This is a genomic window from Cryobacterium gelidum (assembly GCF_004403985.1).
Classification (GTDB): domain Bacteria; phylum Actinomycetota; class Actinomycetes; order Actinomycetales; family Microbacteriaceae; genus Cryobacterium; species Cryobacterium gelidum.
The window spans coordinates 42,472-65,882 of sequence record NZ_SOHL01000003.1 but is presented as its reverse complement, the minus strand read 5'-3'; the positions used below and the strand labels follow the sequence as shown (position 1 = coordinate 65,882).

At 64.6% G+C, this 23,411-nt stretch carries 19 protein-coding genes and 2 tRNA genes; 10 read left to right on the top strand and 11 right to left on the bottom strand.

The annotated features are described in order from the left end of the window. Positions 1-383: 383 nt before the first annotated feature. On the bottom strand, positions 384-1,952 hold the full coding sequence (locus tag E3T50_RS00435; protein WP_134550097.1) for an MFS transporter: 1,569 nt from the start codon (positions 1,950-1,952) through the stop codon (positions 384-386). A 163-nt stretch (positions 1,953-2,115) separates the two neighbouring features. Between E3T50_RS00435 and E3T50_RS00430 the strand changes: the two genes are divergently transcribed. Genes E3T50_RS00430 through E3T50_RS00415 form a run of 4 tightly spaced genes read left to right on the top strand, consistent with a single transcriptional unit; the run spans position 2,116 to position 5,905 of the window. Further along, entirely contained in the window at positions 2,116-2,736 is a 621-nt protein-coding gene (locus E3T50_RS00430; protein ID WP_134550096.1) for a mycothiol-dependent nitroreductase Rv2466c family protein, read from the top strand. 9 nt (positions 2,737-2,745) lie between these two features. Further along, positions 2,746-3,249 carry a ribose-5-phosphate isomerase gene (locus tag E3T50_RS00425; protein WP_134458973.1) on the top strand — a complete coding sequence of 168 codons (504 nt, stop codon included), beginning with the start codon at positions 2,746-2,748 and terminating at the stop codon, positions 3,247-3,249. A gap of 1 nt (position 3,250) precedes the next feature. Then, positions 3,251-4,252 (top strand): Fpg/Nei family DNA glycosylase, encoded by a 1,002-nt coding sequence (locus tag E3T50_RS00420; protein WP_134550095.1) that lies wholly within the window; start codon positions 3,251-3,253, stop codon positions 4,250-4,252. 60 nt (positions 4,253-4,312) lie between these two features. Continuing rightward, a complete protein-coding gene (locus E3T50_RS00415) occupies positions 4,313-5,905 on the top strand; it encodes a multicopper oxidase family protein (protein WP_134550094.1) in 1,593 nt (530 codons plus the stop codon). Positions 5,906-5,976: 71 nt separating this feature from the next. Here E3T50_RS00415 and E3T50_RS00410 read toward each other — a convergent pair. Further along, positions 5,977-6,050, bottom strand: a tRNA-Gly gene (locus E3T50_RS00410). A 184-nt stretch (positions 6,051-6,234) separates the two neighbouring features. On the opposite strand from E3T50_RS00410, the gene E3T50_RS00405 reads away from it, so the two are divergent. The 5 genes from E3T50_RS00405 to clpX all read left to right on the top strand — a co-directional run bounded on the left by E3T50_RS00405 (position 6,235) and on the right by clpX (position 10,667). Further along, positions 6,235-6,308: transfer RNA gene (locus E3T50_RS00405), tRNA-Pro, on the top strand. A gap of 43 nt (positions 6,309-6,351) precedes the next feature. Continuing rightward, positions 6,352-7,752 carry a trigger factor gene (gene tig / locus E3T50_RS00400; RefSeq protein ID WP_166784163.1) on the top strand — a complete coding sequence of 467 codons (1,401 nt, stop codon included), beginning with the start codon at positions 6,352-6,354 and terminating at the stop codon, positions 7,750-7,752. Positions 7,753-7,933: 181 nt separating this feature from the next. Then, positions 7,934-8,530, top strand: coding sequence for an ATP-dependent Clp protease proteolytic subunit (locus tag E3T50_RS00395; RefSeq protein WP_134458979.1), 597 nt, complete (start codon positions 7,934-7,936; stop codon positions 8,528-8,530). 27 nt (positions 8,531-8,557) lie between these two features. Further along, complete coding sequence (locus E3T50_RS00390; protein WP_134550093.1) at positions 8,558-9,256, top strand: ATP-dependent Clp protease proteolytic subunit; 699 nt, start codon at positions 8,558-8,560, stop codon at positions 9,254-9,256. Between the two features lie 133 nt (positions 9,257-9,389). Beyond that, a complete protein-coding gene (gene clpX / locus E3T50_RS00385) occupies positions 9,390-10,667 on the top strand; it encodes an ATP-dependent Clp protease ATP-binding subunit ClpX (protein ID WP_134458983.1) in 1,278 nt (425 codons plus the stop codon). Positions 10,668-10,704: 37 nt separating this feature from the next. Here the strand turns inward: clpX and E3T50_RS00380 are convergent, their stop codons facing one another. Beyond that, positions 10,705-11,475 (bottom strand): hypothetical protein, encoded by a 771-nt coding sequence (locus E3T50_RS00380; protein ID WP_134550092.1) that lies wholly within the window; start codon positions 11,473-11,475, stop codon positions 10,705-10,707. Positions 11,476-11,568: 93 nt separating this feature from the next. Then, positions 11,569-13,632 (bottom strand): M3 family metallopeptidase, encoded by a 2,064-nt coding sequence (locus tag E3T50_RS00375; protein WP_134550091.1) that lies wholly within the window; start codon positions 13,630-13,632, stop codon positions 11,569-11,571. Between the two features lie 63 nt (positions 13,633-13,695). On the opposite strand from E3T50_RS00375, the gene E3T50_RS00370 reads away from it, so the two are divergent. Next, the gene (locus E3T50_RS00370) at positions 13,696-14,529 is read left to right on the top strand and encodes a methyltransferase domain-containing protein (RefSeq protein WP_134550090.1); all 834 of its coding nucleotides are present in this window, start codon (positions 13,696-13,698) and stop codon (positions 14,527-14,529) included. 35 nt (positions 14,530-14,564) lie between these two features. On the opposite strand, the gene E3T50_RS00365 is transcribed toward E3T50_RS00370, so the two are convergent. The 7 genes from E3T50_RS00365 to E3T50_RS00335 all read right to left on the bottom strand — a co-directional run bounded on the left by E3T50_RS00365 (position 14,565) and on the right by E3T50_RS00335 (position 23,182). Next, positions 14,565-14,777 carry a hypothetical protein gene (locus E3T50_RS00365; protein WP_241990672.1) on the bottom strand — a complete coding sequence of 71 codons (213 nt, stop codon included), beginning with the start codon at positions 14,775-14,777 and terminating at the stop codon, positions 14,565-14,567. Positions 14,778-14,837: 60 nt separating this feature from the next. Next, positions 14,838-15,284, bottom strand: a complete 447-nt coding sequence (locus tag E3T50_RS00360) for a GNAT family N-acetyltransferase (protein ID WP_134550088.1) — start codon at positions 15,282-15,284, stop codon at positions 14,838-14,840. Between the two features lie 8 nt (positions 15,285-15,292). Next, positions 15,293-17,887 (bottom strand): valine--tRNA ligase, encoded by a 2,595-nt coding sequence (gene valS, locus E3T50_RS00355; RefSeq protein WP_134550087.1) that lies wholly within the window; start codon positions 17,885-17,887, stop codon positions 15,293-15,295. A gap of 126 nt (positions 17,888-18,013) precedes the next feature. After that, positions 18,014-19,663: a dipeptide ABC transporter ATP-binding protein gene (locus E3T50_RS00350; RefSeq protein WP_134550086.1), complete on the bottom strand. Its 1,650-nt coding sequence runs from the start codon at positions 19,661-19,663 to the stop codon at positions 18,014-18,016. Next, complete coding sequence (locus E3T50_RS00345) at positions 19,660-20,520, bottom strand: ABC transporter permease (protein WP_134550085.1); 861 nt, start codon at positions 20,518-20,520, stop codon at positions 19,660-19,662. The genes E3T50_RS00350 and E3T50_RS00345 overlap by 4 nt, the downstream gene beginning before the upstream one ends. Continuing rightward, positions 20,517-21,494, bottom strand: a complete 978-nt coding sequence (locus E3T50_RS00340; protein ID WP_255454245.1) for an ABC transporter permease — start codon at positions 21,492-21,494, stop codon at positions 20,517-20,519. The genes E3T50_RS00345 and E3T50_RS00340 overlap by 4 nt, the downstream gene beginning before the upstream one ends. After that, the gene (locus tag E3T50_RS00335) at positions 21,479-23,182 is read right to left on the bottom strand and encodes an ABC transporter substrate-binding protein (RefSeq protein ID WP_134550084.1); all 1,704 of its coding nucleotides are present in this window, start codon (positions 23,180-23,182) and stop codon (positions 21,479-21,481) included. The genes E3T50_RS00340 and E3T50_RS00335 overlap by 16 nt, the downstream gene beginning before the upstream one ends. Positions 23,183-23,411 lie beyond the last annotated feature (229 nt).

Genomic DNA, 23,411 nt, shown 5'->3' with positions numbered 1-23,411 from the left:
AACCTCCTCGTTGTTCTCGGATCACTATTATTCGTCGGAGCCTGGTTGACGATTCCCTTCGGAATGTTCCTGGCATTAACCGCGGTGTCTGGTGGGTCGCTTGCGCTCCTGGCCGTCGGAGCCATTTTTCTCCTGGCGAGCATCGTGTCGGTTGTCGGGGGCATACGAGTGCGAAGGCAGTCAGTGCGTGACCACGCACCAGCAACAGCGTTCGGGAAAGCCAATCCAGCCTTCGACGGCGATGGCAAAACCTTGCCGACCGGAGGAGTTCCGCTCAGCTGGATCGGAAACGTGCCAGCGTAACGACGATGCACGGCATCAGCCGGACCTGAAAGGGTCAGGCCCGACTGTGCCGATTGTCGCTCGCGGGTGCGGGGAGGCCCCTAGAGCCTCGCCGGCTCCTGCATGGGAATGGCGTTGGTCGGGGGCTCGTAGGTATGGTCAAAGGGCATTTCGTCGGTGTCGAGCAGAGGGTTGTCGTCCTGCGTCTTGACCAGCTCGTGCGCTTCGTGCTCGGTGTTCACACTGGGCATTGAGCCCGGCAGCGGGCGATTCGCCGATTCCCTGAGGAAGTAGATAGCAATCGCGCCGACCAGCGAGGTGCCGATCAGGTAGAACGCCGGCATCATGTCGTTGCCGGTGCTCACGATGAGTGCCGCGATGATGAACGGTGTGGTGCCACCGAAGATAGCGACCGCAAAGTTATACGAAATTCCCATGGCACCGTAACGGCTGGCTGTGGGGAACAGTGCTGGAAGCGCCGAGGCAATGGTCGATACATAGAACGTGACCGGGAAAGCGATCATCGCGAGACCGAGCAGGGTCGACCAGACCGACCCGAGTCCGATGAGCAGAAAGGCCGGATAGGCCAGCACAATCGTGCTGACCGCGCCGATCCACAGCACCGGCCGGCGGCCAACCCGGTCGGACAAACGTCCGGTGAGCGGGATACACAACGCCATGATCACGAGAATCGGAATGGTCAGTGCCGTGCCGTGCAGTTCGTCGTAGCCCTTATTCTCGGTGAGATAGGTGGGCATATACGAGGTGAGGGCGTAACCGACCGTGTTCGCAGCGGCGACGAGCACCATCGCGATAATAATGTTGCGCCAGTACGCCTTGAAGATGGCAATCGGGCCCTTCGGGGTGGCGGCCGTGGCACCGACGGGGTTCTTCTGGGCTTCTTCCTGCGCATCGAGTGTGGCTTGGAATGCCGGGGACTCGTCGATCTTCATACGGAAGTAGATCGCGATCAGGCCGAGCGGTCCGGCGATGAGGAACGGAAGGCGCCAGCCCCAGGCCTCCATCACATCCTGACCGAGCGTGAGCTGCAGCACAGAGACGAGGGCAGCGCCGATGGCGAACCCGAGGTAGCTGCCCATGTCGAGGAAGCTCGCGAAGTAGCCGCGCTGCCTGTCGGGCGCGTGCTCACTGACGAAGGTCGTCGCACCGGCGTACTCGCCACCGGTCGAGAAGCCCTGTACGAGCTTGACGAACACCAGCAGAACCGCTGCCCAGACCCCGATCTGCGCGTAACCGGGGAGCAGGCCGACGGCAAACGTCGAGGCGGCCATCAGAATCAGCGTGGTGGCGAGCACCTTCTGGCGGCCGATTCGGTCACCGAGCCAGCCGAAGAAGACGCCGCCGAGCGGGCGGGCAAAGAATGTGGCGGCGAAGGTGCCGAGCAGAAACAGGGTCTGAACGGAGGCGTCGGCCTCGGGCAGGAAGACCGGCCCCATGGTGGTGATGAGGTAGCCGAAGATACCGACGTCATACCATTCCATCGTGTTGCCCACGATGGTGCCGCCGAGGGCACGTTTCATGATTGGTTTGTCAACGACGTTAACGTCGGACACTGCGATACGGCGGCGTCGGAGACCCTTCTTGGGCCGGAGAAAACCGGAGCTGGTCCGGCCGGAATTCGTGTTGGACGTGCTTCGGTCAATGGGCATGTTATTTCTCCCGGGGAGATATTGTGCTTGCGACGTGTAGCTACACTGCGTGGTGCAGATTTTTTCAACCCCGCTACGATACCCGAATGGGGGGCAAAGCCCTAATAGCAGGTCGCAGAGACGGCGATGACCGAGCCGCAATGAACCCGCCTAGGCTGGTCAGATGACCGATTCAGTGGATTTCTGGTTTGATCCCTCGTGCCCCTGGGCCTGGATGACTTCGCGCTGGGTCGACGAAGTCGCCCGCCTGCGTGAATTCGACGTGACCTGGCACGTGATGAGCCTCGCCGTGCTCAACGAAGAACAGGAGGTGAGCGAGGACTATGCGGCGTTCTTTCCGCGGGCGCTCAAGTACACCCGCCTCGTGGCCGCTGCTGCTGAACTGCACGGCCAGCCGATGGTCAAGGCGCTCTACGACGCGCTCGGCGAACGGATTCACCCGGGCGGCAACACGAACCCCGCTGAGGTCATCCCGGCCGCGCTCGCCGAGGTCGGCCTGCCAGCCGCCTTCGCGGCTTACGCCGACAGCAGTGAGTATGACCGCCAGATGCGGGCGAGTCACTTCGACGGCATCAATCGGGTCGGCCAGGATGTGGGCACCCCGGTGATCGCGGTCAATGGTGTCGCCTTCTTCGGCCCCGTCATCTCCCCGGCACCCATGGGTGATGCTGCACTCGCCCTGTGGGACGGCGTCGTGGCGCTGGCCAGTTACGACGGATTCTTCGAGCTCAAACGCAGCCGCACGCGCGAACCGATTTTCACCCGGGCGGCCAGTTCTAAATAGACTGACCACATGCGCATCCACATCGCCACGGACCATGCAGGTCTCGACCTCAGCCACCACTTGAGCACGCACCTGCGTGCCGCCGGCCACGAGGTCATCGACCATGGGCCCACGGGCTACGACGCCCTCGATGACTACCCCGCGTTCTGCATCAATGCCGCGCAGGCCACCGTCGACGACCGTGAACGCGGAATCGAGGCGCTCGGAGTCGTGTTCGGCGGCTCGGGTAACGGCGAGCAGATGGCCGCGAACAAGGTGTCCGGTGTGCGTGCAGCCCTGGTCTGGAACCTGAGCACCGCCCGGCTAGCGCGCGAACACAACGACGCCAACGTCATCTCGATCGGCGCCCGCGAACACACGATCGCGGAGGCCACCGGCTTCATCGACGCCTTCATTGCCGAGCCGTTCAGTGACGAGGAGCGTCACGAGCGTCGAATCCGTCAGCTCGGTGAATACGAGCAAACGGGAACGATCGCGGGAAAAGGCGTGAACGTCGAAGGCGTCGTGCGCTGAGGTGCCCGAGGGGCACTCCGTTCACCGCATCACCCGACAATTTCAGCGCAATTTCGTCGGTCACCGGGTCACCGTGACGTCACCACAGGGCCGCTTTGCGGCCGGTGCCGAGCAGCTTGACGGCCAGACGATAACGGATGCCCGCGCCGTCGGTAAGCAGATGTTTCTGGAGTTCGACCATGGACTGTGGCTGCGCATCCATTTGGGACTGTACGGTGCCTGGGATTTTAACGGTGAGATTCTCATGGATGCCACGATGGCCTCGGCCAACGGCCGGATGGGCCAGACCAACCAGCACGGTACCGAGCTCCCACCGCGACTCGCAGGCCCGACTTTTGACGTGGATGGTGAAAATTCGATCTTCAGCATCGGGGCGCCGCGCAGTACCCGGGTGCGCATGTCGGAGCGGGAGAAGGAGATCGACTTCACCGACACCTTTCCCCCCGAGCCGGTCGGCCAGGTGCGGGTGCGGCTGCTGACCGACACGGTGTGCGCCGACCTGCGCGGACCGACCGCGTGTGAGGTGCTCGACCCGGCCCAGGTCGCCGCCGTCCTCGCCAGGCTCGGACCCGACCCGGAACTGGACAACACCCCCGAGGCCGAGGAACGCTTCGTGACCGTCGTGCGCAAGAAGCCGACGCCGATCGGCCGACTGCTGATGGACCAGAGCGTGGTCAGCGGCATCGGCAACGTGTACCGCGCCGAGATGCTCTTTCGTGCCGGTCTCAACCCACACACCCCGGGCAAGTCCCTCGGTGACGACACCGTGCGCGCCCTCTGGCAGGACTGGGCACACCTTTTACACATAGGGGTGGCAACCGGTCAGATGATGACCATGGACAAGCTCGAGGGCGCGGGATACCGACGTGCCATGAAGCATCGGGCCGATCGGCACTGGGTATACAAACGCGAAGGCCTGCCATGCCGCGTCTGCGGTACGCATATCGTGCTCGAAGAAATGGCGGCCCGCAAACTGTACTGGTGCCCGCGATGCCAGGCGTGACCGCTCCTGCTCGCCAGCGCGGAGGTGTCAGAGCGTCGGGCAGGCTGCGAAAATAGAACCATGCTCCACCGTCGATTTACCGGCCCCCGCCGTCGAGTTGCAACCCTGGTCAGTGGTGCCGTCGTCGGCGCGGTCGTGCTGGTCGTGGGCGTGACCGCGTGCGCGAGCGACACGGGCGCCGGCGTGATTGACACCGTCGGCACCATCGACTTCGTGAATCCACTCGCGATCCCGCCCCTGGCCAGGTCGACCATGAATGCCGCGGGTGAGCGAGTCTTTGACCTCACCGCCCAGGCGGGTACGACCGAGTTCGTGCCGGGCGTCAGCACCGACACCTGGGGCTACAACGGTAGCTACCTCGGCCCGACCCTCGTCGCCGAGCGCGGCGAAGACGTGCGGATCAACGTGAATAACGACCTCGACGAGGCAACGACCGTGCACTGGCACGGTATGAGCCTGCCCGCCGAAATGGACGGCGGCCCGCACCAGATGGTCGAACCGGGAGTCCAGTGGAGCCCGAACTTCACGATCGACCAGCCCGCCGCGACGCTCTGGTACCACCCGCACCCCGACGGCAAAACCGAGCATCAGGTGGAGATGGGCCTGGCCGGCTTGTTTTTGGTGCAGGACGACGAAGAGGCGGCACTCAACCTACCGCGCAGCTACGGCGTCGACGACATTCCCGTGGTGGTGCAGGACCGGCGTTTTGATGCGAAAGGTCAGTTCGCCACCGACGTGCGCGGCTACATCGGTCCGATCGGCGATGAGCTGCTCGTCAATGGCACACTCGCACCGTTCCTTGACGTGACGACCGAGGTCGTGCGACTGCGCCTGGTGAACGGGTCGTCGGCGCGCGTCTATGACTTCGGGTTCAGCGACGGCCGGTCCTTTGACCTGATCGGAACGGACGGGGGACTGCTCACTGCGGCGGCACCGATGGCGGGCATCCGCTTGTCACCGGGGGAGCGGGCCGAAGTTCTCGTGCGACTGACGCCGGGCGAGACCGTGAACCTGCAGTCGAGCCCGCCCGATCTGGGCACCTCGGCCAAAGCCGCGACCCGCAACGCCGGCGATGACACGCTCGACGTGATGGAACTTCGCGCGGCCGACACACTGAGCAGCATCGGTGACACCTCCAAGAAGCTCGCGACCATCGAACCCTTGCAGCGAGAGGATGCCACGGCCGAGCGCTTCTTCACCCTCAACGGCTACACGATCAACAATCGCCTGATGGATATGACTCGCATCGACGAGACCATCGACGCTGGCGCCACCGAGGTCTGGACCGTCGACAACGCCATGCCGTTGCCGCACAACTTTCACGTGCACGCCGTGCAGTTTCAGGTGCTGCGCGTGGGCACCGAGCCTCCGCCGGTCGAACTCCTGGGGTGGAAGGACACGATCTACCTCGAGCCCGGGGTGCGCTACGAACTCATCATGCAGTTCCCGGAATATACGGACCCTGACTTTCCATACATGTTCCACTGCCACATGCTGTCGCATGAGGATGCCGGGATGATGGGTCAATTCGTCGTGGTGAAGCCCGGAGAACGGGCCGGCATCCCTCCGAGCGCGCACAACGCCAAGGGGCCGCAGTCGAACCTGGCCGTCGACCGCGGACCGCGTGTGCTCGGGGCGGCCCACGGTCACTAGCTGCGAGCATCCGTTTAATGGACGAAAGCCGCCAGCGTGACGCTGGCGGCTCTGGTGCAGTTACCGCACTGTGGAGGGGACGACGGGAATCGAACCCGCGTCATAAGTTTGGAAAACTCAGGCTCTACCATTGAGCTACGTCCCCAGGCCCAATACTTGAGCACTCGAACAGCGTAGTACAGGAAACCGGGTGCGGAATGCCAGTCCGCGCGTATCCGCTCGACAGGCGTGCATTAGACTGGCCGAGGTCAATCCGCCTGTCGTGAGCTTTCGCCTGCGCCAACAGATTGGTTCCCCAACAAAGTAGTACCAACGGGTCGAAGTAGATCCGGGGCGTAGCTCAGCTTGGTAGAGCGCTCGTTTTGGGGGCGAGAAGTCGCAGGTTCAATTCCTGTCGCCCCGACATTACCCGCAGCACACCGTTTCAATACACAGGAGAGTCCCGAGTGAAGTCCACGGTCGAAAAACTGAGCCCCACGCGCGCCAAGCTCACCATCACGGTGAGCCCCGATGAGCTGAAGCCAGCCATCACCCATGCCTACGGCCACATTGCCGAAGACATCAACATCCCCGGTTTTCGTAAGGGAAAGATTCCGCCCGCGATCATCGACCAGCGCGTCGGCAAGGCTGCCGTTCTGGAGCACGCCGTCAATGAAGGTCTCGACGGTTTCTACCGCGCGGCCGTCGAAGAGAACAAGCTGCGCCCGCTGGGTCGTCCCGAGGCCGACATCGTCGAATGGCCGAGCAACACAGACTTCTCCGGTGACCTGCTCCTCGCCATCGAGGTCGATGTGCGCCCCGAAATCGACCTGCCCAGCTACGACGGCCTCAAGCTCACCGTCGATGCCGTCGCGGTTTCCGACGAGGAAGTTGCCGAAGAACTCGACAAGCTGCGCAGCCGCTTCGGCACGCTGATCACCGTCGACCGGCCTGCCAAGACCGGCGACTTCGCGCAGATCGACCTGAACGCTGCGATCGACGGCGAAGAGGTCGACACTGCGAGCGGTATCTCCTACGAGATCGGTTCCGGCGACCTCATCGAGGGCATCGACGAGGCGCTCGATTCGCTCAGCGCCGGCGAGACCACCACCTTTAACTCCGACCTCATGGGTGGAGACCACGAGGGTGAGACGGCCGAGATCACGATCACGGTCATCGCCGTCAAGGAGCGCGAGCTTCCCGAGGCCAACGACGACTTCGCGCAGATCTCGAGTGAGTTCGACACGATTGGCGAGCTGACCGAGAGCCTCAAGGTCCAGGTCGAGAAGTCCAAGGCCTTCGGCCAGGGCAGTCAGGCCCGCGAGCGTCTCATCGAGACGCTTCTCGGTTCGGTAGAGGTTCCGATTCCCGCCGCGATCATCCTCGACGAGGTGAACCGCCACCTCGAAGGTGAAAGCCGCCTCGAAGACGACACGCACCGCGCCGAGGTCACTGAAGCCAGCGAGAAGACGTTCCGTCAGCAGATCCTGCTCGACACGATCGCCGAAGCTGAGCAGGTCAAGGTTAGCCAGGACGAGCTCACCCAGTACCTGATCCAGGGCGCCAGCCAGTACGGCATGGACCCGAGCGAGTTCGTGCAGACGCTCAACACCAACGGTCAGATTCCGTCGATGGTCGCCGAGGTTGCCCGCAATAAGGCTCTCGCTATTGCCCTGGGCAAGGCTGAGGTCGTTGACTCCAACGGCAAGCCCGTCGACCTGAGCGAATTCACCGGTCCGGTTGACGCCGACGACGACGCTGCTGTCGAAGATGCCGCAGTCAGCGACGCCGACGAGGCTTCGCCCGCCGACGCTGACGTCGCGGTCGAAGAGAAGCCCAAGAAGAAGAAAGTCGCTGCCACAAAGTAGGCGCGAGCGCAGCACCGTCTAAGGGCGTGCACGGGCCGACTGGATTCCTTCCAGCCGGCCTTTTGCATGCTGCGAGGAACTGTGTTCGACGGCTCGTAATCTGCCGAGGGCGAACAGAGCCGTTTTGGCTCGCCGGCTCCGATAGATTCATTGAGAAGCGACAACTGAAACGGAGCACGACATGGCCGACCCGACACCCACTAACGGTGTATTTGACCGACTGCTGAAGGACCGCATCATCTGGCTCGGCTCAGAGGTCCGTGACGAAAATGCCAACGAGATCTGCGCCAAGATCCTGTTGCTGGCAGCCGAAGACTCGAAGCGCGACATCTACCTCTACATCAACTCTCCCGGCGGTTCGATCACCGCCGGAATGGCGATCTACGACACCATGCAGTTCGTACCGAACGACATCGTCACCGTCGGAATCGGTATGGCGGCCTCGATGGGTCAGTTCCTGCTCACCTCGGGCACCAAGGGCAAGCGCTACATCACCCCGAACGCCCGGGTGCTGTTGCACCAGCCGTCCGGCGGATTCGGTGGCACCGCCGCCGACATCCAGACCCAAGCCCGCCTCATCCTCGACATGAAGCAGCGACTGTCGGAGATCACGGCAGCGCAAACCGGCAAGACTGCCGAGCAGATCAACGCCGACGGTGACCGCGACAACTGGTTCAGTGCTCAGGAAGCCCTCGAGTACGGATTCGTCGACCACCTCCGCGCCTCCGCTTCGGACGTCATCGGCGGCGGCGGCACCGACCCCGACGCCACCAAGTAGTGCACCGAAACTGAACAGGAAGAAATCATGACTATCCCCACATTCGGTGGAACGGCCTACAGCTCGATGGGCGGCTCGACCACGAACTTGACTAATTCTGGCGCGCCCGAATCCCGTTACATCCTGCCTACCTTCGAAGAACGCACCGCCTACGGGTATAAGCGCCAGGACCCGTACGCCAAGCTGTTCGAAGACCGCATCATCTTTCTCGGCGTTCAGGTGGACGACGCGTCCGCCGACGACGTGATGGCCCAGCTTCTCGTACTCGAGAGCCAAGACCCGGACCGCGACATCACGATGTACATCAACTCTCCCGGTGGATCATTCACCGCCATGACGGCGATCTACGACACCATGCAGTACATTCGCCCGCACGTGATGACCGTATGCCTCGGCCAGGCAGCGTCCGCTGCGGCCGTGCTGCTCGCTGGCGGCACCGCGGGCAAGCGTCTCGCCCTGCCGAACGCCCGCATCCTGATTCACCAGCCCTCGGTTGGCGGCCAAGGCGGCGGCCAAGCCTCGGATATCGAGATCCAGGCGGCGGAGATTCTGCGCATGCGGGTCTGGCTCGAAGAGACCCTCGCTCACCACTCCAACCGAAGCGTTGAGCAGGTCAACAAGGACATCGACCGCGACAAGATCATGAGCGCGGCAGAAGCCCTCGAATATGGTCTCATCGACCAGGTCTTGACCAGCCGCAAGAACCTCCCGATGCTCGTCAAATAGCCTGTGGCCTGAAACAACAGGAACGGCGTGTCGCCTTCGGGCGGCGCGCCGTTTCGGTTTGTGGCGTGCTGCACGTAACTGTCGGATGCACAGGCTAGGCTCGAGTGCAGCGAGACCAATGGAGGAGGCTGACATGGCCCGAATCGGTGAAAGTGCCGACCTGCTCAAGTGTTCCTTCTGCGGAAAGAGCCAGAAGCAGGTGCAACAACTCATCGCCGGCCCCGGCGTGTACATCTGCGATGAATGCGTCGAGTTGTGCAACGAGATCATCGAAGAGCGCCTGGCTGAAGCTGGCTCTGAGGCCAGCTCTGGCGAATTCGACCTTCCCAAGCCCAAAGAAATCTTCGGCTTCCTGGAGGAATACGTCATCGGCCAGGAACCCGCCAAGCGCGCCCTCGCCGTGGCCGTGTACAACCACTACAAGCGCGTGCGGTCCCGGGCGACGCTCACCGCCGCCGAGGCAATCCACGACGACGTCGAGATCGCCAAGTCGAACATTCTGCTGATCGGACCGACTGGCTGCGGCAAGACCTACCTTGCCCAGACGTTGGCCAAACGCCTCAACGTTCCCTTCGCGGTAGCGGATGCGACGGCGCTTACCGAGGCGGGCTACGTCGGCGAAGACGTAGAGAACATCCTGCTCAAGCTGATTCAGGCCGCAGACTACGACGTCAAGCGGGCCGAGACCGGCATTATCTACATCGATGAGATCGACAAGATCGCCCGCAAGGCCGAGAACCCGTCGATCACGCGCGATGTGTCGGGCGAAGGCGTGCAGCAGGCGCTCCTGAAGATTCTCGAGGGCACGATCGCGTCGGTGCCCCCGCAGGGTGGCCGCAAGCATCCGCACCAGGAATTCATTCAGATCGATACTACGAATGTGTTGTTCATCGTGGCCGGCGCTTTCGCTGGGCTCGAAGATATCATCTCGTCTCGCGCCGGTAAAAAGGGCATCGGATTCGGGGCTCCGCTGCACATCAAGGGCGACGACATCAACCTGTTCAGTGAGGTTCTGCCGGAAGACCTGCACAAGTTCGGGCTGATTCCCGAGTTCATTGGCCGACTTCCCGTCGTGACGACGGTCACCCAGCTTGACCAGGTAGCGCTCATGCAGATCCTGACCGTTCCCAAGAACGCACTGGTTCGGCAGTACCAGCGCATGTTCGAGCTCGACGGCGTGGAGCTGGAATTCGAGCAGCCGGCTCTGGAAGCCATCGCGGACCTCGCCGTGCTCCGAAAGACCGGCGCCCGTGGGCTGCGCGCCATCCTCGAAGAGGTGCTTGGCCCGGTCATGTTCGAGGTGCCCTCCAGCACCGACGTGGAGCGAGTCATCATCACCCGCGACACCGTGCTGAACAACGCCCCCGCCGAGATGGTGCTGCACACTACTCGCCAGGTGAAGTCGGCCTAACCAAAATCGGGCACCGGGGCGTGTTTCAAGCATGCGCTCACGGGTATACGGTCGTACATTTCAAGGCAGTGTTGGCCTCTCGGCCGAATCGAGTGCGCACCAGTATTCCAGCGGTCGTGCGTTCAACGGTCAGCGCTGACAGGGCAGCGGCCAGCGCGAGGAGCGCGCCGGTCACCTCGAGCCCCTCCTCGATACCGACCAGCAGATGGTAGGGCAGACTGGTCCGCGCGAGGTCGTCGAGTTGTCCACGGATCACGATGCCGCCGATGGCCTCGAAGCCGACCGCTCCGAGCAAAAAAAAAGTCCCGGCGACGATGAGTCGACGACGCAGCTGTCGATCAATTCTTCGGGCGATCCAGAGGACGATCAGGCCGACCACGATGGCTACGGGCACACCCACGCTGAGCCAGGCGAAAGTGAAATCGGTATCGAAATCAAAGCGGGCAAGTTTTTCGTGCAGTTGCGCGATCTCGTCGGCGGACAGCATGAGGGCGAGGGCGGCGAGTACGAAATAGGGCGCACTGCGGTGTCGCTCATTTCGAGCAGCGAAGCCGACGGCGGCCAGGGATACCCCGATGCCGGCCAGGAGCAGGCCAGAAGCCCAAGCCCACAGATTTGCTTCACCGTCAGCGTAGAGCAGACCAGCCAGCCCGCTCAGACCACGCCAGGTCGGGGCCGTGCTGTCGATGTTCTCCCGTAAGAAGTGCGCGACGAGCCCGACCACGAGCATGGCAGCGAAAGCGGTGGCGGCGACCCAGAGAACCCGCCGCCGACCCGTGCCCTGAGCGAGAACTGTCTGATTGTCCATGGCCATGGAGCCTACTGCCGGCACGCCCGCCGCGCATCCTCAATTTTGGGGCAGACGGATGGTCTATCTCGGTTGGCCGCGAGTGCGCTGCGCCTAGTTGAGACCGCGGCGGTCGAGCAGCGGCTGCAGGTCGGCGTCGCGGCCGCGCCAGTGGCGGTACGCCTCGAGCGGATCCTTGGTGCCACCGACTCCGAGCAGGCGGTTGCGAAAGCGTTCGCCGTTGGCGCGCGTCAGGCCGCCATTGTCCCTAAACCATTCGACGGCGTCGGCGTCGAGCACTTCGCTCCAGATGTAGGAGTAGTAGCCCGCGTCGTACCCGCCCGAGAATGTGTGGGCGAAGTAGGTGCTCGAGTAGCGGGTGGGGACGGACGTGTTGTCGAGGCCGACCGAAGCGAGGGCATCCGCTTCGAACCGCGCCACGTCGGTGATAATCGTGCCGGCGTCGATGCGGTGCCAGGCCTGGTCGAGGAGAGCGGCCGCGAGGTATTCGCTGGTCAGGAAGCCCTCGTTGAAGGCGGCCGACGCCTGGATGCGGTCGACGAGCTGCTGCGGCATGGCCTCGCCCGTCTCGTAGTGGCGGGCGTAGTTGGCGAGCACCTCGGGCCAGAGCATCCACATTTCGTTGACCTGGCTGGGAAATTCCACGAAGTCACGGTAGACATTGGTGCCGGAGAATTTGGGGAAGGTCGCGCGGGCGAGCAGCCCGTGCAGGGCATGGCCGAACTCGTGGAACAGGGTGGTCACCTGGTCGTAGGTGAGCAGCGTGGGCTGGCCGGCGGCCGGTTTGGACACGTTGAGGTTGTTGCAGACCACGGTTGTGTCGGTGCCGAGCAGCGTGGACTGGGAGACCAAGGCGTTCATCCAGGCCCCGCCGCGCTTGGAGTCGCGGGTGTAGAAATCGCCGATATACAGCCCGACCGGGGAACCGCCCTCGGTGGCGACCTCGAAGACCCGTGCTTCGGGGTGCCAGCCGATCAGGTCGGGCCGAGCGGTGAAGGTGAGCCCGTACAGCCGGTTGGCGGCATAGAACACCCCGTTGGCGAGCACGTTTTCGAGCTCAAAGTACGGGCGCATGGCCGCGGTATCGACGTCATACTTGGCCCGGCGCACCTTCTCGGTGTAGAACGCCCAGTCCCAGGCGGCCAGCTCGAACCCGGCGCCCTCCGCATCGATCACGGCCTGCAGGTCGGCCTGCTCCACCCGCGCATTGCGGGCCGCGACCGGCGCGAGGCGGCCGAGCATATCCCAGACGGCGCCGGGAGTCTTGGCGGTTTCGTCGGCTGTCACGTAGGCGGCATGGCTATCGAACCCCAGCAGCCGGGCGCGCTGGGCGCGCAGGTGGGTGATCTCGATCACGAGCGGGCGGTTATCGTTGCCAGCTCCGGCCGCATCGCTGCGAATGCCGCGCGCTCGGCTCGCGGCGAGCAGCCGTTCCCGCACCCCCCGGTTGGTGAGGCTCGCGAGGTATGGGTGCGAGGTGGGGAGCACGAGACTGATCAGGTATTTGCCGTCGAGCTGGCGTTCCCTGGCGGCCTCGGCCGCGGCCGAGATCTCGCCGTCAGTGAGCCCGTCGAGGTCGGATACGTCGTCGATGATGAGTGCGAGTTCATTGGTGTCGGCGAGCAAATTCTTGTCGAAGCGTGTGGTGAGGGTCGACAGACGCGCGTTGAAATCACGCAGCGTCTGCTTCTCATCGTCGCTCAGCCCGGCCCCGGAGAGCGTGAACTCGGTGAAGTAGCGGTCGACCAAGTAGAGCGACTCGGCGTCAAGATCGAGGCTCGTGCGCTGGGCGTGCAGGGTGGCGATGCGCGAGTACAGCGCAGGGTCGAGACGGATCGTATCGGCGTGGGCAGCCAATAACGGCGCGAGTTCTTCCTCGAGTCCAGCGGTGAAATCGCTCGAATCGGACGAGCTCTTGTTGAAGAAGACCTCGGCGACCCGCGCGAGCGTCTGTCCGCTCCGCTCCAGGGCGAGGAGCGTGTTCGCGAAGGTGGGGGCATCCGTGGTGCCGGTGATGACGCCGACCTCGACGAGCTGTTCGGTCATGCCCCGGAGGAAAGCCGGCCGGTAGTGCTCGTCGGTTATCTCGGTGAAGGCCGGTAATTGGTAGGGCAGTGTGCTGCGGGCGAAAAAGGGATTGTTCGCGGTGGATGCCATGCCTCCACACTAGCCACAGCCGCCGGCCCGGCCGGCCCGGCTGGCTGCGCGTAGGATCTCACCATGACACACCTGAACGAAAGCTCAGAGTCCGCCCCACGTGATGAATACATGCACGGGCACCATGAAAGCGTCCTGCGCTCGCATACCTGGCGCACGGTCGCCAACTCGGCCGCTTACCTGATTCCGGAACTGCGCAGCGGGGGCGTGTTACTCGATGTCGGCTGCGGCCCTGGCACGATCACCGTCGACCTGGCCCGCCGGCTTGCTCCGGGCCGGGTCGTCGGCATCGACGCGTCGAGGGATATCGTCGATCGTGCGGCCGGGTTGGCCGCCGACGACGGGGTGCACAACGTGAGTTTTCAGGTCGGTGACGTCTACGCGCTCGACTTTGCGGACGCGACCTTCGATATCGTGCACGCGCACCAGGTGCTGCAGCATCTGGCCAATCCGATCGCAGCGATGCGGGAAATTCGACGGCTGCTGCGGCCCGGTGGGGTGTTCGCCGCCCGTGACGTTGACTACGGGGGAGTCATTATCGCCCCGAGCACTGGTGGCCTCGCCGACTGGATACGGGTCTACCGCGAGGTGCACTACTGGAAAGGCGGAGACCCCGATGCCGGCCGATCGCTCAAGGCGTGGGCACGAGGAGCGGGGTTTACCGACGTGCGCAGCAGCGCATCCATCTGGTGTTTCGCCTCCGATGCGGAGCGTGAGTGGTGGGGCGAATCGTGGGCGGTGCGGGTGACCGAGTCCAGCTTCGCGGCACACGCAATCGAATCCGGGGTGGCCGACCTGGCCGATCTCCAACGGATGGCCGCGGCCTGGCGCGAGTGGGTGCGTGACCCGAACGGTTGGTTCGGAATGCCGCACGGCGAAGTTCTCGCCCGCGCCTGACCGAAAGACAGAGACCCCGACCACCACCGCGTGGCTTAGATCCATTCCTCATCGTCGTCATCGACGGCGGTCGATGGCTGCGTGATGGTCGCGCTGTCATCCACCGGGTTGAAGCGGATGACGGTGCCATCGTCGAGCTCGATCACCGGCTTGGCCTCGAGCCACGTCAGCGTCCACCGCCAGGTGCTGGTATCAACGGCCAGGGCCGTCAGATCCTCTTCGACGGCCCGCACGGCGATTTCGACCACGTGTGGCAGCCCAGTCGGCAGAGTGCTGCCGAGGGGCCATCGGGTGCCCAACTGCATGGTCTAGACGTCGATTTCGTAGGTGACCCAGTCGGTCCGGGTACCGAGCTGGTCGTAGAGCACCTGTGCGGTCGCGTTGTCAGCGCCGGTCAACAACTGAATCTGGGATAGCTGGTGCTGACGCGCGTAGGCCTTGCTGAATTCCATCAACAGGGTGCCGATACCCTGACCGCGAGAGTCCTCGGCAACGTAGAGATCGTCGAGGAACAGGGCGAGGTCGCCGCTGAGCGTGCGCGGCACGGTACGGTAATGCGCGAAGCCGACGAAGTCACCGTCGTCGTTGACCGCAACGGCACCGGAGAGGGCGTTGTTCGTGTCGATGATCCAGCTCCACACCTGCAGGGCTTTCTGATCGGTCAACTCGCTTTCGTAGAACGTACTGTAGCCCTCGAACAGGCCCAACCAAGCGAAAAAGTCCTTATCGCCCAGCGGGCGCACAGTTACTGACATCTGGTCTCCTAGCTTTCCAACACGGTGGCAAACACGATATCGGTAACAGCGAGTTCGCTGCCCTCGACAAAAGTCAGTTCCTGAATGCGACCGACTGCTTTGAGATCGGCGGCGGCCAGGGTAAGGAGTGCGATCTCGGCGGGTGCACCGCAGATCACAGCGGAGTCCACCTCAGATTTTTGCGACGCCTTCGCATCCGTTTTGGCACGACGGATACCGGTCAGTGCGCGGCTGGCCAGATCGAGCAGGGCGATATTGCCGGTGGCGATGTCGTCGCTGCCGAGCAGGTCGGCCGCGACCGGCCACGGCGCGGTGTGGACCGAGCCGTCGTTCGACCAGGACCACGCCTCTTCGGTGGCGAACGGAACGAAGGGTGCGAACAGGCGCAGCAGGGTGGCCAGCGCGGTGCGCAGAGCGGCAACGGCCGACGCCTGTTCCGGGCCGGGCTCGCCGTAGGCGCGTTCCTTGACCAGCTCGAGGTAGTCGTCACAGAAGGTCCAGAAGAAACTCTCCGTGGTCTCCAGCGCGCGCGCGTGATCGTAGTTCTCGAACGCGGTCGTAGCCTGGGCGACAACCGCGGTGAGGCCGGCCAGCATGCTCTGATCGACCGGTTCGGTGATCCGGGCTGTACGGCTGCCCTGCGACATGGAGACGAACTTGCTGGCGTTGAGGATCTTGATGGCCAGGCGCCGGCCGATCTTGATCTGCGTCGGGTTCTTCGGGTCGAAGGCGGCATCGGTGCCGAGGCGAGAGGATGCCGCCCAGTAGCGCACCGCGTCGGAGCCGTGCAGCTCGAGCATGTCGGCCGGGGTGACCACGTTGCCCTTCGACTTTGACATCTTCTTACGGTCGGGATCGACGATGAAGCCACTGAGTGCAGCGTGCTGCCACGGTGACGTGCCGTGCTGCTGTTCCGCGCGCAGCAGGGTCGAGAACAACCAGGTGCGAATGATGTCCTGACCCTGGGGGCGCAGTGAGTAGGGGAAGACCAGGTTGAACAGCTCCGGGTCGCGCTCCCAGCCACCGGCCAGCTGCGGGGTGAGCGAGGAGGTGGCCCAGGTGTCCATGACGTCGACTTCGCCGATGAAGCCGCCGGCCAGGCCGCGCTGGTCTTCGGTGTAGCCGGGTGCCACATCCGATGAGGGGTCGACCGGTAACAGGTCGCGGGTGGCGACGATCGGCTGGTCGAAGACGGGATTGGTGTCGGCGTCGAGCGGGTACCAGACCGGCAGCGGCACGCCGAAGAAACGCTGGCGGGAGACGAGCCAGTCGCCGGTGAGACCATTGACCCAGTTCTCGTAGCGCACCTTCATAAATTCGGGGTGCCAGGCCAACTCGGTGCCGTGTTCAAGCAGTCGGGCACGCAGTTTTTCGTCGCGGGCACCGTTGCGGATGTACCACTGCCGGGTGGAGACGATTTCGAGCGGCTTGTCGCCCTTTTCGAAGAACTTGACCGCGTGCACGATCGGCTTGGGATCGCCGATCAGGTCGCCACTAGCTCGGAGGAGCTCAACGACCGCCTGCTTGGCGGAGAAGACGGTCTTGCCGGCGAGTTCAGTGTAGGCGGCGCGGCCGGTTTCGGAGGTGATCGCCTCGGGAACCTCGGCGATGATGCGGCCGTCGAACCCCATGATGGCGCGGTTGGGCAGGTCGAGTTCGCGCCACCAAACCACGTCGGTCACATCGCCGAAGGTGCAGATCATGGCAATCCCTGAACCCTTGTCTTTCTGGGCGAGGTGGTGGGCGAGCACGGGAACGTCGACACCGAACACCGGGGTGGTCACGGTGGTGCCGAACAGGTGCTGGTACCGTTCGTCATCGGGATGCGCGACGAGCGCCACACAGGCCGGCAGCAACTCGGGGCGGGTCGTCTCGATCTCGATCGTGCCGCCGTCGGGCTTGGCGAATGACACCCGGTGGTACGCGGCGGGCATCTCTTTGTCTTCGAGCTCAGCCTGCGCTACCGCGGTGCGAAAAGTGACGTCCCACAGGGTGGGGGCCATGGCCTGGTAGGCCTCGCCGCGTGCGACGTTGCCGAGAAAGGCGAGCTGCGAGGTGAATAGCGCCTCGTGGCCGATGGTGCGGTAGGTCTGGGTCCAGTCGACGCTCAGGCCGAGGGTGCGCCAGAGCGCTTCGAACTGCTTCTCATCTTCTTTGGTGAGGGTTTCACACAGTTCGATGAAGTTGCGACGGCTGATCGGAAGCTGGTCGGCGGCCTTGACGCTCTTGCCGTCGCCTCCCTCGAACGGTGGAACAAAGTTCTCGGTGTAGCGAAGCGAGGGGTCGCAGCGCACACCGTAGTAGTTCTGCACGCGACGCTCGGTGGGCAGCCCGTTGTCGTCCCAGCCCATCGGGTAGAACACGTTCTTGCCGCGCATGCGCTGAAAACGGGCGACGACGTCGGTGTGAGTGTACGAGAACACGTGGCCGATGTGCAGCGAGCCCGACGCGGTCGGCGGAGGGGTGTCGATCGAGTAGATCGTCTCGCGGGTGGCGTTCTCACGAGCGAAACGGTAGGTGCCGTCGGTCTCCCAGCGGTTCTCCCATTTAGCTTCGAGCCCTTCGAGGGCGGGCTTTTCGGGGACGCGGTCGGCGTGGGTCATAACTCTCCGGTTCGGTATATGCAGCACCGTGTCGATGGTGAGGTGCCTGAGCGTGCCCATCTAATCTACCCGATCGGGTCTTTTTCCCCGAACGCGGGCTTCTCAACAGCTGTGGAAGAGCCCCGGTCAGGTCGATAGTCGGGGTACGGCGGCGAGCAACTGCGCAGAATACTGATGCTGCGGCGCGGCGAAGACTCGTGCCGCCGGTCCGATCTCCACGATGCGCCCCGCCCGCATGACCGCGATGTGATCACTGACGTGCTGCACGACACCGAGGTCGTGCGAGATGAAGACCAGGCTCAGGGCACGCTCCCGCTGCACGTCGTCCAGCAGATCGAGCACCTGGGCCTGCACGCTCACGTCGAGAGATGAGACGGGTTCGTCGCAAATGAGAATCTCGGGCCGGCCGGCCAACGCCCGGGCAATGCCGACCCGCTGCCGCTGTCCGCCGGAGAGCTCAAGCGGTCGTCGGGGCAGCACGGTGGCGGCGAGACCGACCTCGTCGAGCAGGGAGCGCAGCCGCGCCGTCGTCTGCGGCGCGCGCTGCCCATGCCGCACGCCGAGGGCATCGGTGAGGACCGCGGCGACGCTCCACCGCGGATCGAACGAGCCCAGGGCATCCTGATAGACAGCCCCCACGGATGCCCGCAGCCCGCGCCGGGTCTTTTCGCTGGCCGCGCTCCACGGCTGGCCGAACACCCGTACCTCGCCGTGTTCGGGCGCCAGCAAAGCGAGCAGGAGGCGCGCGGTCGTGGTTTTGCCGGAGCCGGACTCGCCGACGATTCCGAGTGTGCTGCCGCGGTTCAGCGCGAACGAGACATTGTCGACGGCGAGCTGTCGGCTGCCGTCCGGGCGTCGAAAACTCTTCGCCAGCTCGATCGCTTCGAGAACGACGGTGCGGTCATGAGGAATCCCTGTGGGGGTAACGGCCGAGGTGCCGGGAATGCTGGGTGTGTCGCGCCGCTCGGCTGGGCTGAGCCGGGTGCCGCGCGGCTTGTCGGCGGGGATAGCCGCAACCATTCGCCGGGTCTGCTCCTGTCGGGGCGACCCCAAAACCTGCGCGGTGCGGCCGGTTTCCACGAGCCGGCCGTCGTGCATCACCGCGACCCGGTGCGCGATGCGACTCACGACGGCGAGGTCGTGACTGATCAGCAGTACGGCGGTGCCGCCCAGGGTGATGCGCTCGAGCAGCGCCAGAATCTGCGCCTGCACGGTCACGTCGAGCGCCGTCGTCGGTTCGTCGGCGATGAGCAGGGGCGGGTTCAGCGCAATCGCTGCGGCAATGAGCGCCCGCTGGCGTTCGCCGCCCGAGAGCTGCCCGGAGAGCTTGCGCACCTGCAACTCGGGGTCCGGCAGCCCGACGGCGTCGAGCAGCTCGAGCACGCGACGTGCACGCGCTGTGGCACCGAGCGTGGTGTGCAGGCGCAGCGAGTCGGCAATCTCCCGGCCGATCGGTCTCAGCGGATCGAGCGAGACCAGGGCGTCCTGCAAGACCAATCCCACGTCTCGGCCGCGCCGTGCACGCCAGGCGCGGTCGTTCAGGCCGAGCACGCTCTGCCCGCCGAGCTCGAGACGGTCGGCGGTGACCCGGGCATGCGCCCCGGCGAGCCCGAGTACGCTGCGGGCGGTCACGCTCTTACCCGAGCCGGATTCACCCACGATGGCCAGGCACTCGCCCGGAGCGATGTCGAAGGACACGCCGCGAACCAGAGGCTCGGCCGTGCCGAACCCCACCCGTAGATTGCGCACGGTCAGCGCTGCCGGTGCTTCACTCATGCGTGCCTCATTCGACGATCGATGCTGCGGCCGAGCACCGTGGCGGTCACGGCGGTCAGCACGATGAACAAGCCCGGAAAGAAGCTCATCCACCAGGCCGAGGTGATGTACGTGCGCCCGGCCGAGAGCATGGCGCCCCACTCCGCGGTCGGCGGCTCGGCGCCGAGCCCGAGGTAGCTGAGCGTTGCGGCCCAGACGATGGCTTGGCCGACGCCGAGGGTAGCGAGCACGAACAGGGGCGCGAGGGTGTTGGGCAGAATGTGACGCAACAGAATCTGCCACCGGGTGCGCCCGAGCACGGTCGCTGCCTCGACAAACGCTGCCGACCGCACGGTGATCAGCTGGGCGCGAATAATGCGGGCGTACCCGGGGGCGGTCGACAGTCCGACGGCGATCGTCGCCGTTGCCACGCCGGGGCCGAAAATAACGATGAAGAGCAGCGCCAGCAACAGCCCGGGAAATGCGAACAGCACCTCGAGAAACCGGTTCATGGTGAAGTCGACGACGCGGCCCAGCATTCCGGCCAGCGTGCCGAGCACAATGCCCAGGGACAGGCCGACCGCGGTGGCGGCAGCACCGATCACCAGGGAGTACTGCGTGCCATGCACCACCCGGGTGTAAATGTCCCGTCCCGATTCGTCGGTGCCGAAGCCGTGGGCGAGGTTCGGCGGTTGAAACGCTGACAGCGGGTCGATGGCGAGGGGGTCACCCGGGGCCAGAAAGTGCGGTACGCTCGCCGACACTAACAGGAGCAGGGCGAGAACGCCGGCCGCTGCCTCGGCCGCGCCGAGACGCCGCGACGGGCCGGATTGGCGGGATTGGGCCGCGAGGCCGGCTTGCACTTCGAGGTCGCTCATGTCAAACGCAATCGGGGATCGACCAGGTGGCTGGCGGCATCCGTCAACAGAGTCATCAGAATGTAGACGACGGCGACGGTCATGACGACGCCGATCACTACCGGAACATCGCGCAGGGTGACCGCGTTGAGCAGGGTGCGGCCAAGTCCCGGGCGGGCAAAGATGGTTTCAACGACGACCGCGCCGCTGATCAGCGAGCCGAACGCCCACCCGGAGAGACTGATCGCGGGGAGGGCGGCGTGGCGCAACGCGTGGATCCAGAGCACCCCCAGCTCGCTCTCGCCCCGGGCGCTGGCCGAGAGCACGAAGGGACTCTCCAAGGCGACGAGCAGCGATTCACGCATGATCTGGCCGAGAAAGCCGGCCAGGGGAATCGCCAGCGTGAGCACCGGCAGTACGATCCCGGCGACGCCGCCGGTACTGATCGGCGGAAGCACACCGAGCCCGATGCTGAACACGACGATCAACGAGGTCGCGAGCCAGAAATGCGGCAGCGCGGCCGCGACGATTTCGAGGCTCGACCCCACCCGGGCGGCGATCGTGCCGCCGCGGGTCGACCAGGTGGCGAGAGCCAGAGCGAGCAGCCAGGCCAGGGTGAGGGCAAGAACGGCCAGCAGCAGGGTCCCGCCGAGCTGGCTCAGCACGAGTGGTCCGACGTCCATGTTGAGGGCGTACGACCGCCCGAGATCGCCGGTCGCGAGGCGGCCGAGCTGGGTGAAATACTGCACGATCACCGGCTGGTCGAAACCGTACTCGGCGCTCACTATCGCGAGGGCTTCGGGCGAAGCCTGCGATCCGGGGCCACCGAGCACCGCCTGCGCCGGGTCACCCGGAATGAGGCGCACGGCGAGGAAGGTGATGGTAGCCACCATCCACAGCACGAAGACCGCGCCGGCCAACCGGGCTGCCACACGGCCGAGCACCCGCACGAATGTCCGGAGCGTGGCCCGGCGACGCCCTACCGGTTCAGCCACGCGTCGTAGAGCGTGGGCACGGAAACAGTCGGCAGGGTGCGCAGGCCCACCACGTCACTGCGCAGCAGAAAATGATTCTGTTGGTCGTACAGCGGCAGGATGTAGAAGCCCTCCAGAATGCGGTTTTGGGCGTCGGCATAGAGCGAGGTGCGCTGGGCGGTGTCCGCGGTCTGCGCCGCCGTAGTGAGCAGTTCATCGATTGCGGGGTCGTTGACCTGGGCGTGATTTGCGAAGTAGCCGCTCGGTGCTGGCACGATGCTGTCGGAGTGGTACAGAATGCGCAGCACATCGGGACCGACCTTGGTGTACGGCGCGCTCACAGCGTCGTAGTCGTTGCTGCCGAGGGCGGCGTACCAGCTGGAAAGGTCCATCGGGCTCAGGTTGACCTCGAAACCGGTGGCCTTCGCCGTGGCCTGAATCTGCTCGAACACGCTCTGCTCGGCCGGAATGGACTGGTTGGTGCTCACCGGAAATTCCACCGACAGCCGCACGCCATCTTTCACGCGGTACCCGTCGGCATCCGTTTCGGTCCAGCCGGCGGCGTCGAGGAGTTTCTCGGCGGCGGCGGGGTCGTAATCGAACAGGGCGGCGTTCGACACCGCGGTGGCCTCAACGCTCGACAGTGCCGAGTACGACCGGGTCGCCGTGCCCTGGAACAGGCTCGACACGGAGTCGTCGGCATTGATCGACCGGATGAACGCCTCACGAACGCGCACATCGTTGAAGGGGGCCTGGCCCGAGTTCAATTCGATGCGGTTGGAAGAGCCGGGCCGCGGTGAATCGAGATGCTCGATGGAATCGCTCTGCTCGGCCTGCACGATCGTGTCGGGCTGGGCGTTGTCGATCACGTCGACCTCGCCAGACTGCAAGGCCGCGTACCGCGAGGCGGAGTCGGGGATGAACCGCCAGATAACCGTGTCGAGGTAGGCAGGTCCGGAATGGCCGGCATCCTCTGGCGGGGAAACATAGTCATCGTTGCGCACCAGTGTGATGGCGTTCTGCTTCACCCAGCTCTTCACGATGAAGGGGCCGGTACCAACCGGGTCGGCACAGTTGTCGTCCTGGCTGCGTTCGAGCGCTGCAGGTGATTCGATGGCGAGCCACGGCTGGGACAGCGATTCCAGCAGGGCGCTGTCGGGTTCGCTGAGGGTGAAGCGCACAACGGTGGGGGAGACCGCTTCGGTGCCGATGACCTTGCCGAGGGCGAGATATCCGGTCGATGACAGTGTTGTAGGGTCTTGCACATGAGCGATGTTGGCCTGCACAGCGCTCGCATCGAAAACCGTGCCGTCGGTGAAGGTCACGTCGTCGCGCAGGGTGAATTCCCAGGTCAGGCCGTCGTCGCTCGCAGTCCAGGATGCGGCCAGCCAGGGGATGATTTGGCCGTCGGCGTCGCGGGACACGAGCGATTCCAGGTACTGGGCACTGACCAGTGCCTGGGGAAAGTTTCCGCCGACGTGCGGGTCGAGGCAACTCGGTTCGGCGTCGCCCGAGGCGTAGGTGAGCGTGCCGCCACTTTTGGGTTCCCCGACCGATTTGTTCGAGCCGCCCGAGGTGCAGCCGGCTACGAGCAGCCCGAGGATGATCAGGCCGGCGAGGGGACCGAGCGCGCGAGTCGTGCGCCGGGTAACGGTTCGCGCCGGCGTGCCAGTTGGGGCGGGGCTAAGGAAGGCGGGCCGAGCAGGCATTCACAAACTCTTTCCCCGGCATTCGCTGCCGAGTTGATACCACGTTGAACCGGCTCCTCGTGCGAATGAACCGGCCTTTAACACTAACGCCGCCTGCGTTCCGGTAGAGTCAAACGCGAATGACAATGACCCGGCTATCACCGGGAAGTCTTCGGAAGAACGGATGCTCACCCCCGGGGGAACATCTCAGTAGAACCGAACGAGTCGGGCCCGTTACAGCCTGTGAACA